The sequence below is a fragment of the Albidovulum denitrificans genome (genome assembly GCF_002973535.1).
Taxonomy (GTDB): domain Bacteria; phylum Pseudomonadota; class Alphaproteobacteria; order Rhodobacterales; family Rhodobacteraceae; genus Albidovulum; species Albidovulum denitrificans.
The window spans coordinates 1,090,282-1,103,300 of record NZ_PVEP01000001.1 but is presented as its reverse complement, the minus strand read 5'-3'; the positions used below and the strand labels follow the sequence as shown (position 1 = coordinate 1,103,300).

Sequence of the window (13,019 nt, the reverse complement as noted above, 5' to 3'; positions counted from 1 at the left end):
GGCGCATGTACTGCGCGCCCCGCCCGGCGGCGGGGACGGATCAATAATGGAGTGACCATGGCCAAGGAAGAAGGACTCGAATTTCCGGGCGTCGTGAAGGAACTCCTGCCAAACGCGACATTCCGGGTCGAGCTCGAAAACGGCCATGAGATCATCGCGACGATGGCAGGAAAGATGCGCAAGAACCGCATCCGCGTTCTTGCCGGCGACAAGGTTCAGGTGACGATGACGCCCTATGACCTGACCAAGGGGCGGATCAACTACCGCTTCAAGTAAGGTGCGCCCGCGCCTGATCCTCGGCTCGGCCAGCCCGCGCCGGAAAGAGCTTCTGGCGCAGCTTGGCCTTGTGCCGGACGATATTCGTGCGCCCGATATCGACGAAGACCCCCGTCCGGGCGAGTTGCCGCGCCCCTATTGCGCCCGCATGGCGCGCGAGAAGGTGGCGGCGGTTCCGGCGACCGCCGATGAGGTGGTCCTCTGCGCCGATACCACGGTGGCGCTGGGCCGTCGCATCCTTGGCAAGCCCGCCGATGCCGGTGAGGCGGCGGCATTCCTTCTGAAACTCTCCGGCCGCCGCCACCGCGTGATCACCGCCGTCGCGGTGAAGCGGGGCGACCGGATCTGGGAGCGGGAGGTTGAAACCACCGTCAAGGTCAAGGCGCTGTCGGATGTTGAGGTGAACGCCTATCTGGCCAGCGACGAATGGCGCGGCAAGGCGGGTGGCTATGGCATTCAGGGCGCTTTCGGCGCGTTCATCCCGTGGATTCAGGGCTCTTTCACCGGGGTTGTCGGTCTGCCTGTGGCCGAGACGGCGCAGCTGTTGCAGGCAGCGGGCGTGATAGTTTACGGGGGCGCGGAATGAAGGGGCGGGTGGTCGTTATTGGCCAGCATCAGGGGCGCGAGGCCGCCGCGCTGATCGTGGACGGCGTCTTGCAGGACCTGTTGGTCGATGCGGGCGACACCGCCCCCTTCGCGCCGGGTGCCATCCTGCGCGGGACGGTGGACCGGCAGATGAAGGGGCAGGGCGGCGTGTTCCTGCGCCTGCCAGATGGCGCGAAGGGGTTCCTGCGCGAAACCGGCGGGCTGCGACCGGGGCAGGCGGTTCTGGTGCAGGTCTCGGGCCATGCCGAACCCGGCAAGGCGCTGCCGGTGACCACGCGGCTTATGTTCAAGGGGCGGCTGGCCATCGTGACGCCCTTCGCGCCGGGGCAGAACATCTCGCGCCGGATCAAGGATGCCGAGGGGCGTGAGAGGCTGGCTGCGCTGGCGGGCGCGGGGATGGAAGGGTCGCCCTTCGGCCTTGTGATCCGCTCTGCCGCCGGGGCCGCGGACGACGACGACATCGCCGCCGACATCGCCCAGATGCGCGGTCTGGCCGAGGCGATCCTGGACGATGCCGACGGCGCGCCCGAACTGCTTCTCGATCCGCCCGGCCCGCATGACCAGGCGCTGAGCGACTGGATGGAGCCTGCGCCGGACGACGTCGCGCAAGGTGAGGACGCCTTAGCCCGCCACGGTGTCGAGGAGATGATCGACGCGCTTCTGTCGCCTTCCGCCGCCCTTCCCGGTGGCGGCCACATGGCGATCGAACCGACCCGCGCGCTGATCGCGGTCGATGTGAATACCGGCAACGACACCTCGCCCGCCGCCAGCCTCAAGGCCAATATCGCCGCCGCCCGCGACCTGCCACGCCAGTTGCGCCTGCGCGGGCTGGGCGGGCAGGTGACGGTCGATTTCGCGCCGATGCCCAAACGAGACCGCGCCGCGCTGGAACAACAGCTTCGCGCGGCCTTCCGCGGCGAGGCGAATGAGACGAGCCTTGCGGGCTGGACGCCGCTTGGCAACTATGAGCTTCAGCGCAAGCGCGACCGGCTGCCCTTGCGTCAGATCCTGGGGGGATAAGCCATGGCCTGTCCGATCTGCCAGAAAGAGACGGACCCGAAATACCGGCCCTTCTGTTCCAAGCGCTGCGCCGATATCGACCTCGGCCGCTGGCTGACGGGCGCCTATGCGATCCCCGCCGAGGAAGAGGACGACCCCGACGAGGCCGATTTCGGCGCCGCCGGGGCCAGGCCGCACTGAGCCGGGCGGCGGGCCGCCACAATCCGCAAAAACCCTCTGGACAGCCCCGCCCACCTCGCCTAAACACCCGAAACCGGACGGTAACGTCCCCGGTGCCCAGATAGCTCAGTTGGTAGAGCAGCGGATTGAAAATCCGCGTGTCGCTGGTTCGATTCCGGCTCTGGGCACCACTACTTTCCCTGCGCACATCTGAAGCCCGGCGTGCCTCAAATCGCTTCTGGCGTATTTTTCGCTGTGGCGCAGAGTCTGGGGGTTCTGCCCCCTTCACCCCCGCGCGGGTACCATCTGTTGCACCACCCCGGCCAGCAGCAGGTAGAGCGAGGTGATCGCAAGGCCCCAGTGCGCGATCTCGCCCGGCGCGAAATCGACCCAGGCGGCGCGGGCGGCGAAGGCGATCCAGGCCAGCGCCACCGGCAGCGACAGCCAGCGCCAGCGTTCGGTGCGGACCGGGTGGATGAATTTCAGGTTGGTGAACATCGAGGCGGCAAGCACCATGATGATCGCCAGCATCAGGTAGAAATTCGGGTGCAGCGCGAACAGGACGATCACCACCATGTTCCAGCAGGCCGGAAATCCCGCGAAGGAATTGTCCTTTGTCTTCATGCGTGTGTCGACGAAATAGATGACGCTCGCATAGGTGATGACGATGATCGCGCACCACCCGGTCCAGCCCGGCAAGAGGCCCGACTGAAAGAGCGCGAAGGCCGGGATGAACACATAGGTCAGGTAGTCGATGATGAGGTCGAGAAGCACCCCGTCATAGGTTGGCCAGTTGGTCTTGACGTCGTAGTGGCGCGCCAGGGGGCCGTCGATACCGTCCACGATCAGCGCGACCACCAGCCAGAGGAGCATCATGCTCCACTCTTCCTCCGCTGCCGCCAGCATGGCGAGCATCGAGAGAACCGCGCCGGTCGCGGTGAAGAGATGGACGTAAAGTGCCTTGAGCCGTGCCGACATCGGATACCTTTCTGAACGCGCGATTCCCCTTCAGGCGCGGGGATGCGCTTTCTCGTATATCTCCATAAGGCGGCTGGCATCCACCGCCGTATAGGCCTGGGTGGTGGAAAGCGAGGCATGGCCAAGCAGGTCCTGGATCGCGCGCAGGTCGCCGCCGGCCGCCAGAAGGTGGGTTGCGAAGCTGTGGCGCAGCGCGTGGGGCGTGGCCGTCGCAGGCAGGCCAAGCGCGCCCCGCGCCTGTGCCATCGCGCCCGCGATCAGGCGCGGGTTCAGCGGCCCGCCACGGGTGCCGCGGAACAGCGCTTCGTCCGGCTCATCGGAGATCGGGAAGGGGCAAAGGTGCAGGTATTCCGCGACCGCCGCGCGGGCGGCGGGCAGGACCGGGACGACGCGCTCCTTCCCGCCCTTGCCGCGAATGCGCAGCACCTCGGGCAGGGGGGCATCGGCGCCGGTCAGGGAAAGCGCTTCGGAGATGCGCAGCCCGCAGCCGTAAAGCAGCGTCACCACGGCCGCGTCGCGGGCGGCCACCCAGTCTTCGCGTGGCAGGCTGCCCATCAGGCCGATGACCTCTTTCGCGGCGGGTTCGGAGAGCGGGCGGGGCAGCTTGCGCTGGTATTTCGGGCTGCGCGCGGCCAGGATCGCGGTCGGGTCAAAGCCGTCGCGCTCGGCCAGCCAGCGGGCGAACCCCTTCACCGCCGACAGGCTGCGGGCTAGCGACCGTGATGCCACCCCGCGCGCCCGTTCATGCGCCATCCAGCCGCGCATGTCCGATTGCGTCACCCGCGCCAGCCGCGCCGGGCCGATGCTGTCGCTGGTATGTTCGGCAAGGAAGGCCAGAAAGCCCGTCACGTCGGTGCGATAGGCGCGGATCGTCTGCGCCGACGCACCCTCCAGCGCGGCGAGGTGATCCAGCCACCGGGCCAAGGCGTCGCGCAGCGCGGGGGAGAGGGCGAGGCTCATATCGCCCCGCTCAGGCCAGCCAGCGGCGCATCGCCCTTTCGAAGACGCCGCCGAGGAAGGCCAGAAGATCGGTGCCGTGATTGGCGCGGAACTGGTGCGGGTCCTCCGCCCCCAGCGCCAGCATCCCCGGCAACCGTCCATTGCCGAGGTCAAGCCGCAGCGCCGCCTCCGACCGGATATAGGCGCCCGCCTCGCCGTAGATGGAGCTGCCGTCATCGGAATGGATCTGACGCAGCACCACCTGCCGTTCCGGCGCGCCGCGGCCCCCGGCCAGGTAGTCGTCAACGAAACCGGGGTCACGGACGCAAAGCACCTCACCCACACGCTCAAGCGAGGGGTCGCGGTCCTCTTGCACGGTTTCCAGCACCAACCGCACGCAATCGACGCGCAGGATCTGCGCCACGTCGCCGCCGAGGTTCTTCAGGAACTCCTCGAACGCGGTCGGGTCGAGCATGCGCAGGATCGCGCGGTGGATCTGGTTGGTCCCGGCGAGGTTTTCATAGGCCGCCGCGATCACCGACCGGTGGGTATCCTCCAGCCGGTCCAGCCGCGCCTCAAGCCGTTCCATCGCGATGCCGCGCAGATCGACGATATTGGCGCCCATCGCGCGTTCGTTCGCCGCGATCAGCGCGCGCATCAGGTCGCGGTCTTCAAGGATAACTTCGGGTTCCGCGATCAGCCTGTCCCTGAGGTCTGCCGCGATGCTCGCCGTATCTGCCATGCCTGTCTCTTCTTATGCGGTGTTTGCCGCGATCCTAACCGTGCAGGGCCGGGAAGGCTTGCGTTTTTTCGCAGATGCGGCAACGGGCCGGGGCAGGCGTTGCAGGAAGGACTCCCTCAACCGCCCATTCCGGCCCGCCGCCGGCGCCCTCAGGTCAGACGATCTTCTGGCCGGTCTTGGCCCAGTCCTTCAGGAACTGGTCAAGGCCCTTGTCGGTCAGGACGTGGTTCGCCATCGCCTTGATGACGGCGGGGGGCGCGGTGATGACGTCGGCGCCGATCTTGGCGCAGTCGATCACATGGTTCACCGTGCGGATCGAGGCGGCGAGAATCTCTGTCCGGTAGTCGTAATTGTCATAGATGGTGCGGATGTCGTGGATCAGGTCCACCCCGTCGAGATGGATGTCGTCCAGACGCCCGATGAAGGGCGAGATGAAGCTGGCCCCGGCCTTCGCCGCAAGGATCGCCTGCGCGGGCGAGAAGCAGAGCGTGACGTTGACCTTGTGGCCTTCGGATGCGAAAGCCTTGCAGGCGGTCAGGCCGTCCCAGGTCAAGGGCACCTTGATCGCGATGTTCGGGGCGATCTTGGCAAGCTTCAGCCCTTCGGTGATCATCTGTTTGGCCTCGGTGGCCACGACTTCGGCGGAAACGGGACCCGAGACCATGTCGCAGATCTCTTTCGTAACCTCGAGAATGTCGCGGCCCGATTTCAGGATCAGCGAGGGGTTGGTGGTGACGCCATCCACCATGCCAAGGTCGTTCAATTCCTTGATCGCGGCGGTGTCGGCGGTATCGACGAAGAATTTCATGGCAGCACTCCCTCAGATGGCGGCTTCGTTTCGGCGCCTCTTTAGCGCAAACATCGGGCGGCAGGAACCCGTGATCGGGGGGCGCGGGTGACGGAGACGGGCTTTTTCGACGCGAATGCGCTGATCTCGGTTCTGACGACCGAGCCGCTGGGGCGGCCTCTGGATTACCGCGCGCCGGAGGAGGGCTGCTGGACGGGCGCCTTTGTCGAGGTGCCGCTGGGGCCGCGCCGGGTTCTGGGCGTGGTCTGGGGGCCGGGCGAGGGGGGCTATGACCTTGCCAAGGTGCGCCCCGTGACGCGGGTGCTGGAGGCCGCCCCCATGGCGGCGGCGATGCGCGGTTTCCTGATGCGGGCGGCCGATTACACGCTGACGCCGATGCCCGCGATGCTGCGGCTGGCGACCCGCGCTCCGGGGCTGGCCGATCCGCCGGGGCCGCGCAAGGTTTACCGCAAGGGCTGGGCGGAGCCGGACCGGATGACCGATGCGCGGGGGCGGGTTCTGGATACGCTCGACGAATACGGCGGCGCGGCCTTTACCCTGTCGGAACTGTCCGCGCTTGCGGGCGTTTCCACCAGCGTTATCAAGGGTATGGTCAAGATCGGCGCGGTGGCCGAGGAGGAAGCCCCCCGCGATCTGCCCTATCCGGCGCTTGACCCCGACCTGCAGGGCAAGGCGCTGGCCGGAGATCAAAGTGGGGCGGCCGAGACCCTGCGCAGGGCCGTGGCGGGCGGGCGCTATGGCACGACGCTTTTGAAGGGCGTCACCGGGTCGGGCAAGACCGAGGTCTATCTTGAGGCGGTGGCAGAGACGCTGCGGCAGGGGCGGCAGGCGCTGGTCCTGCTGCCGGAGATCGCCCTGACGTCCGAATTCCTGTCGCGGGTGGAGGAGCGTTTTGGCGCCCGCCCCGGCGAATGGCATTCCGGCGTGACCCAGACCGAACGCCGCCGTCTCTGGCGCATGGCGGGCGAGGGGCGCGTGGGGCTGGTCGTCGGCGCACGCTCGGCGCTGTTCCTGCCGTTCCGCGACCTGGGCCTGATCGTCGTGGATGAGGAACACGACACCTCCTACAAGCAGGAGGATGGCGTTCTTTACAATGCCCGCGACATGGCCGTCCTGCGCGCCGCGCTGACGGACGCGCAGGTGGTTCTGGCCTCGGCCACGCCCTGCCTTGAAACCTGGGTCAATGCCGAAAGCGGCAAATATGCCCGGATCGACCTGACATCGCGCTTCGGCACCGCTGAACTGCCCGAGATGCGCGCCATCGACATGCGCGACGAACAGCTTGAGGCGAACCGCTGGATCGGCCCGACGCTGGCCGGGGCCGTGACCGACCGGATCGGGCGGGGGGAGCAGGCGCTTTTGTTCCTCAACCGGCGTGGCTATGCACCCGTCACCATCTGCCGCGCCTGCGGCCACCAGATCGGCTGCGACCATTGCGACGCGCGGATGGTCGAACACCGCTTCCTCAAGCGCCTGGTCTGCCATCAATGCGGCGAGACAAAGCCGGTGCCGGTGGCCTGCCCGAACTGCAAGGCCGAAGGGCGGCTCGCCCCCGTCGGGCCGGGGGTGGAGCGGCTGGCCGAGGAGGTCGCCGCCCGCTTTCCCGACGCGCGACTGGCGGTGCTGTCCTCGGACCTTTTCAGTTCCGCCCGCGCGCTGAAAGAGACCATCGGCAAGATCGCCGGGGGTGGTGCGGACATCATCATCGGCACCCAGATCGTTGCCAAGGGCCACAACTTTCCTTTGCTGACGCTGGTCGGTGTGATCGACGCCGATCTCGGGCTGCAAGGATCGGACCTGCGGGCGGCAGAGCGGACCTTTCAGCTTGTCCGTCAGGTTTCCGGCCGCGCGGGGCGGGGGGAGAGGCCGGGGCTGGCGCTGATCCAGACCTATCAGCCCGAGCATCCCGTCATCCGCGCGATCCTGTCGGGCGAGGAAGAGGCGTTCTGGCGCGCCGAGGCGGCAGAGCGGCAGCGGGCGGGAATGCCGCCCTATGGCCGCCTTGCCGGGATCATCCTGTCGGCGCCCGATGCCCAGACCGTGTTCGATTTCGGCACCGAACTGGCGCGGCGCGACGCACCCCTGCGCCGCATCGGCGCGCAGGTCTTCGGCCCCGCCCCGGCGCCGATTGCGCGGGTGCGCGGGCGCCACCGGGTGCGGCTTCTGGTCAAGGCCGACAAGGCCGCGCCCCTACAGGCCGCTCTGGCCGCCTGGGTGGGACAGGTGAAGTCGCCGAACACCCTGCGCCTGTCGATAGATATCGACCCGCAAAGCTTCTACTGACGCTCAGTCCATCTGGGCATAGACGGCGGCGGCGATCCGGCGCAGCGCGTCCTGGCTGGTTTGCCCGGTCACGGTGAAGGTCAGCCCGCCATCGGTCCAGGCGATGTTCTCCACCCCGTCATGGCCCGCGAAGCGAAAGGCGGTGTCGTCGGCATCCATCCCCGTGCGCCCGATGGTCAGCGCGATCCGGTGTCCCGCGCTGTCTTCGTAAAGCAGGAAGGCCACCGGCCCGTTTTCCGAGGGCAGGACCCGCGCTCCGGTCAGATGAAGCCCCGCCTTGGTCAGGCCGGGGGGCGCGACGGGCAGGCCGAGGCGGTCGCTCAGCCAGGCGGTGATGGCGGCGCGGTCGGTGAGGGGGCGTTCGACCGGCGGCAGGCCGTCGGCGGCATAGGTGGCATAGGCGGCGATGGCATCGCGCGCGACACTGCCGGCGGGGGAATGAAGGGCCGACTGCCGCCCGGCGACGAACCCGGCCAGAACCCCCAGCGCCAGAAGGACAAGGATGGCAGCCACCCGCAGCGGCCGCGCCAGTCGCGCGCGCAGCCGCAGCCGTTCATCCCGCCGCGCCGCCGCGATGCTGTCTCGCAGCATCTGCGGCAGCGGGGCGTCCAGCACCCCGGCATAGGCGGCCCGCAGATGGTCGTCCTGCCGCGCCCAGCCCGCCAGCGTGGCGCGAATGTCCGGGTCATTCGCGCCGCGTTCGGACAGTTTCGCGCGCTCCGGCCCCGACAGCGCCCCGGCATGCAGCCGGATCAGCAAGGCCGCAAGATCAGGCCGCGCCGCATCCATCACGCCTTGCCCTGACGTGGGGCCGGGTCCGCCGCGCGGCCTGTCAGCCTGCCCAGCGCCGAGCGCGCCCGCGCCAGCCGCGCGATCAGCGCGTCCTCTGCCAGGCCCAGCGTCGCGGCCGCCTCGGCAAGGCCTTGCCCGTCGATGGCCGTCAGGGCCAGCGCCTGACGCGCATCGAGCGGAAGCCGGGCCACCGCCGCGCGCAGGGCCGCGATGTCCGCCTCCGGGCCATCCTCTGCCGCGCCCGCCGCGCCCGCGTCGACCAGCACCAGATGCGCGCCCTTGCGCCGGTCGCAGTCCCGGTGCCGCTTCATCAGCGCCCGCCACATCCAGCCCGCGATGGGGCCGTCGTCGCGCAGGTGATGGCGCCGCGTCAGCGCGCGGTCGATCGTATGGGCCACCAGATCGTCCGCCGCCGCCATGTCGCCGGTCAGCGCCAGCGCCACGCGGCGCAGCCGTGGCGCCATCGCTTCGATCTCATCCAGAAGACCCATTCGACTCGTCCCGTTCGCAGGCAGGGGCAGTCTAGGACGGTCGATGGCCAATGGTCCACCGTCCTTTGCCCGCGCGCGCCCGATCAGGCCGCCGCGCGTTCGACCCTTTGATCGAACAGCAGGTCGGTCACCGCCGCGCCCAGCCACATGCAGAAAAGCGCAAGCCATGCCGTGCCGACAAAGATCGACCCGCCGGTGACGCCCGCCCCGATGGAACAGCCGCCCGCCAGCATCGCGCCGAACCCCATCAGGACCGCGCCTGTCATCGACCGGCGCATGCTGCTTTCGCCGTCGAAGCCCTCAAGGCGGAACTGGCCCCCGATCAGCGCCGAGACGCCCGCGCCAAGCACGACGCCCGGCACCAGGCCGACATCGAATTCCAGGATGCGTTCGGGCGACAGGAAGAACATCAGCGTTGTCGCGGAAGGCCCTGAAAAAGTGACGGAACTGACCGTCACGGGATCGAAGCTGACCTGCGACAGCGCGTAGGTCGACATCCAGCCAAGCGCCACCGAAAAGCCAACGCCCGAGGCGAAGATCAGGGTTGAAACCCCGATCCGGTTGCGCCGCGCGATGACAAGTGCAAGAAGCGCGATGGCAAGACCAAGGATCAGCCCGCTTTCGCGCGGCAGGCCCAGCCAGTCGATCAGGTTCAGGTTCTGCCCGCCCTCGGTGATCGAAAGCGAGGCCAGCCGGTCGCGTGTCGGCGCAAGGATGCCCTTCAGGCTCATCTGCGCGACGACGGCGAAGATCAGGCCCGAGACGACCGACCGCAGGTTGCCCGAGGAGGCAAGGACCAGAAGCCGTCCGGGGCAGCCGCGCGACATCACCATGCCGACGCCGAACACCAGCCCGCCGATCACCGCGCCGGACCACGACCCCGGCACCGCCATCATCCGCGCCTCTTCCACCCGGAAGAAGCCCAGAAGCTCTGCCGCCTGCACCCAGACCAGCGCGGTGGAAAAGCACAAAAGCCAGACCGCCACCCGTGGCCCAAGCTGCCGGCGGGCGAATTCCACCGTCGCCGCGCGCAGGCAGAACCGTGACCGTTGCGCCGCCACACCGAAGACCGCGCCCGTCATCAGGCCCAGAAGTGCTGCCGTCGGCGCCTCACCGATCCGGTCGATGATCGAAACCAGGTCCATGCGCGTTTCCCTCCGCTGTCGCCTTCGACGCATGCATTATAAAGAATATGTTTTCCTTGATACAGATCATGCATCCGCGCACACAAGGGCGGCGCGGCTGTGCGGGGCGGGGGCGCGAATAGCGCTCGCCTCGGCCCGGTTTCCGGCGTAGGCAAGGCCATGCGCAGGCGGACCATGACAATCGAAGAGGCCCAGACGCTGCCCCGCTGGCGGCGGCCTGCGGCGCTTTTGTTCCTTATGGCGGCGGCGATGCCGCTGTCCTTCGCCACCTGGTCGGCGCTTCTGAACAATTTCGTCAAGGACGCCGCGGGCTTTACCGGGGTGGAGATCGGCTGGCTTCACACGGTGCGTGAGATACCGGGCTTTCTCGCCATCGGGGTGATCGTGCTGCTGTGGCTGTTCCGCGAACAGACGCTCGCGCTGCTGGCGCTGGCGCTTCTGGGGGCGGCGACGGCGGTGACGGCGCTGTTCCCCAGCCTTGGCGGCATCCTTGTCATCACGCTTCTATCCTCGATCGGGTTTCACTATTTCGAGACGGTGAACCAGTCGCTGCAACTGCAATGGATCGACCGGGCCAAGGCGCCGCAGACGATCGGCTGGATCGTCGCCATCGGATCGGGTGCGTCGATGGTGGCCTATGGGCTGATCGTGCTGACGTGGAAGACCTTCGACCTCAGCTATGAGATGGTCTATGCGACCGCGGGCGGGCTGACCGTCGCCATCGTCCTTTTCGCGACCTTCGCCTATCCGAGGTTCGAGGCGCCGGACCCGCAGCTGAAGCATTTCGTGCTGCGCAAGCGCTACTGGCTTTACTACCTGCTGCAATTCATGGCGGGCGCGCGACGGCAGATCTTCGTCGTCTTCGCGGCCTTCATGATGGTCGAACGCTTCGGCTTTCGCGTCGATGAGGTGACGGCGCTGTTCCTTATCAACTACCTCATCAACATGGTTGCCGCGCCTTATATGGGCCGCGCCGTCGGCCGGTTCGGCGAACGCAACGCGCTGATCTTCGAATATGTCGGGCTGGTCGCGGTCTTTCTGGCCTATGGCGGCATCTACTGGTTCGGCTGGGGCGTCGTGGTGGCGGCGGTGCTTTACGTCATCGACCACCTTTTCTTCTCGCTCGCCTTCGCGCTGAAGACCTATTTCCAGAAGATCGCGGCACCGGGCGACATCGCGCCGACCGCCGCCGTGGCCTTCACCATCAATCATATCGCCGCCGTCTTCCTGCCCGCCGCGATGGGCTATCTCTGGGTTCTGTCGCCCGGCGCGGTCTTTGGCCTTGCGGCGGGCTTTGCCATCGTCTCGCTGCTTCTGGCGCTGATGATCCCGCGCCACCCCGAGCCGGGGTATGAGACGATTTTTGCCCGTGGCCTTCCGGTCGCGGCGGAATAGATGGCCGGTCCCCAGCAGGGAAAATTCGTCACCGGCAACCTGATGCGCCATGTCGTGACCATGGCGCTTTCCGGGGCGCTGGGCCTTTCGTTCACCTTCCTCGTCGACTTCCTCGCGCTTTGGTGGATTTCCCAGCTTCGGGTCGAGGCGATGATCGCCGCGGTCGGCATCGCGGGGACGATCCAGTTCGCGGTCATGTCGGTGGCCATCGGCATGATGATCGGTGCCGTGGCGCTGGTGTCGCGGTCCATCGGCATGGGCGAACGGGCGCGGGCGCGGCGGATCGCGACGGTGGGGATCGTGCTGACGACCGGGTTGCAGGCGCTTCTCGCGGCGCTGATCTGGGTCTTCCGCGACCCCATCCTTCTTGCCTCCGGCGCGGAGGGGGAGGTGCTGACGCTCGGCTCGCAATTCCTGGCGCTGACGCTGCCCTCGATGCCGCTGCTCGCGCTGGGGATCAACGCCTCGGCCATCTTGCGCGCCGTGGGCGATGCCTGGCGGTCGATGTCGGTCACCATGACGGCGGGGCTGGTGGCGGTGGTGCTGGACCCGGTGATGATCGTCTGGATGGGCTGGGGCGTTGCCGGGGCCGGGATCTCGATCGTCGTCGCCCGCGCGGTCATGGCGGTGGCGGGCCTCTGGTTCGTGATCGGCAAGCACGACCTGCTGGCGCGGCCGTCGGTCGAGGATATGGCCACCTTCTTCCGTCCCTATTTCGCCATTGCGCTGCCCGCCATCGTCACGCAGCTGTCCACCCCCTTCGGCAACTGGATCCTGACGCGGGAAATCGCCCAGTTCGGTGAGGCGGCGGTGGCGGGCTGGGGCGTGGTGATGCGGCTGACGATCCTGGCCTTCGGGGGCATCTTCGCACTTTCCGGCGCCATCGGCGGCATCATCGGCCAGAACTTCGGCGCCGGGCGCATCGACCGCGTCGCGGGGGCCTATTGGGCGGCGCTGAAGTTCTGCGCCGTCTACACCATGGTGACCTGGGTCCTGATGATCGCCGCCACCGGGCCGGTTGCGCGGTCGTTCGGCCTGTCGCCCGAAGGCGTGGCGGTGCTGCGGACATTCACCCATTACGCGGCCGGTGCCTTTGTCTTTACCGGCGCGCTTTTCGTCGCCAACGCCACGTTCAACAACCTTGCCCGCCCGCTCTGGTCGACGCTTGGCAACTGGTTCCGCGACGGGCTTTTGATGTATCCGCTGGCGCTGAGCGGGGCGATGTGGCTGGGCGCGCCGGGCGTCCTTTGGGCCAATGCGCTGGCCAATGTCGCGGCGGGCTGTCTGGCCGCGTGGTTCGCGTGGCGCTATATCCGGCGGCTGGCCCGCGCGCCTGTTGCCCCGGACCGCGCGAAGGGCTGGCGTTGAACGACCCGGCGCGATAA

The 13,019-nt window shown here is 67.9% G+C and carries 14 protein-coding genes and 1 tRNA gene; 8 read left to right on the top strand and 7 right to left on the bottom strand.

Features of this window, described 5'->3' with window-relative positions:
* The first annotated feature begins 57 nt into the window (after nt 1–57).
* From infA to LX70_RS05385, 5 genes are all read left to right on the top strand, one after another.
* The gene (infA, locus tag LX70_RS05405; protein WP_105513450.1) at nt 58–276 is read left to right on the top strand and encodes a translation initiation factor IF-1; all 219 of its coding nucleotides are present in this window, start codon (nt 58–60) and stop codon (nt 274–276) included.
* A 1-nt stretch (nt 277) separates the two neighbouring features.
* Entirely contained in the window at nt 278–862 is a 585-nt protein-coding gene (locus LX70_RS05400) for a Maf family protein (protein WP_170076121.1), read from the top strand.
* On the top strand, nt 859–1,902 hold the full coding sequence (locus LX70_RS05395; protein WP_105513449.1) for a ribonuclease E/G: 1,044 nt from the start codon (nt 859–861) through the stop codon (nt 1,900–1,902). The genes LX70_RS05400 and LX70_RS05395 overlap by 4 nt, the downstream gene beginning before the upstream one ends.
* Before the next feature lie 3 nt (nt 1,903–1,905).
* Complete coding sequence (locus tag LX70_RS05390) at nt 1,906–2,082, top strand: DNA gyrase inhibitor YacG (RefSeq protein WP_105513448.1); 177 nt, start codon at nt 1,906–1,908, stop codon at nt 2,080–2,082.
* A gap of 94 nt (nt 2,083–2,176) precedes the next feature.
* Nucleotides 2,177–2,252 (top strand) — tRNA-Phe (locus tag LX70_RS05385).
* A 94-nt stretch (nt 2,253–2,346) separates the two neighbouring features.
* Here LX70_RS05385 and LX70_RS05380 read toward each other — a convergent pair.
* The 4 genes from LX70_RS05380 to fsa all read right to left on the bottom strand — a co-directional run bounded on the left by LX70_RS05380 (nt 2,347) and on the right by fsa (nt 5,528).
* Nucleotides 2,347–3,039 carry a CDP-alcohol phosphatidyltransferase family protein gene (locus LX70_RS05380; protein WP_105513447.1) on the bottom strand — a complete coding sequence of 231 codons (693 nt, stop codon included), beginning with the start codon at nt 3,037–3,039 and terminating at the stop codon, nt 2,347–2,349.
* A gap of 30 nt (nt 3,040–3,069) precedes the next feature.
* Nucleotides 3,070–3,999, bottom strand: a complete 930-nt coding sequence (locus tag LX70_RS05375; RefSeq protein WP_105513446.1) for a tyrosine recombinase XerC — start codon at nt 3,997–3,999, stop codon at nt 3,070–3,072.
* 10 nt (nt 4,000–4,009) lie between these two features.
* Nucleotides 4,010–4,720, bottom strand: a complete 711-nt coding sequence (locus tag LX70_RS05370; RefSeq protein ID WP_105513445.1) for a DUF484 family protein — start codon at nt 4,718–4,720, stop codon at nt 4,010–4,012.
* 154 nt (nt 4,721–4,874) lie between these two features.
* Entirely contained in the window at nt 4,875–5,528 is a 654-nt protein-coding gene (gene fsa, locus LX70_RS05365; protein ID WP_105513444.1) for a fructose-6-phosphate aldolase, read from the bottom strand.
* Between the two features lie 87 nt (nt 5,529–5,615).
* Here fsa and LX70_RS05360 point away from each other — a divergent pair, with 87 nt between their 5' ends.
* Nucleotides 5,616–7,811 carry a primosomal protein N' gene (locus LX70_RS05360; protein WP_105513443.1) on the top strand — a complete coding sequence of 732 codons (2,196 nt, stop codon included), beginning with the start codon at nt 5,616–5,618 and terminating at the stop codon, nt 7,809–7,811.
* Between the two features lie 3 nt (nt 7,812–7,814).
* Here the strand turns inward: LX70_RS05360 and LX70_RS05355 are convergent, their stop codons facing one another.
* The 3 genes from LX70_RS05355 to LX70_RS05345 form a co-directional block, all read right to left on the bottom strand.
* On the bottom strand, nt 7,815–8,600 hold the full coding sequence (locus tag LX70_RS05355; protein ID WP_105513442.1) for an anti-sigma factor: 786 nt from the start codon (nt 8,598–8,600) through the stop codon (nt 7,815–7,817).
* Nucleotides 8,600–9,094, bottom strand: a complete 495-nt coding sequence (locus LX70_RS05350; protein ID WP_105513441.1) for an RNA polymerase sigma factor — start codon at nt 9,092–9,094, stop codon at nt 8,600–8,602. The genes LX70_RS05355 and LX70_RS05350 overlap by 1 nt, the downstream gene beginning before the upstream one ends.
* Before the next feature lie 83 nt (nt 9,095–9,177).
* Nucleotides 9,178–10,239 carry a YeeE/YedE family protein gene (locus LX70_RS05345; protein WP_105513440.1) on the bottom strand — a complete coding sequence of 354 codons (1,062 nt, stop codon included), beginning with the start codon at nt 10,237–10,239 and terminating at the stop codon, nt 9,178–9,180.
* Nucleotides 10,240–10,413: 174 nt separating this feature from the next.
* Here LX70_RS05345 and LX70_RS05340 point away from each other — a divergent pair, with 174 nt between their 5' ends.
* Both LX70_RS05340 and LX70_RS05335 read left to right on the top strand, forming a co-directional pair.
* On the top strand, nt 10,414–11,634 hold the full coding sequence (locus LX70_RS05340) for an MFS transporter (protein WP_245884943.1): 1,221 nt from the start codon (nt 10,414–10,416) through the stop codon (nt 11,632–11,634).
* Nucleotides 11,635–13,002, top strand: coding sequence for an MATE family efflux transporter (locus LX70_RS05335; RefSeq protein WP_105513438.1), 1,368 nt, complete (start codon nt 11,635–11,637; stop codon nt 13,000–13,002).
* The last annotated feature ends 17 nt before the right edge of the window (nt 13,003–13,019 follow it).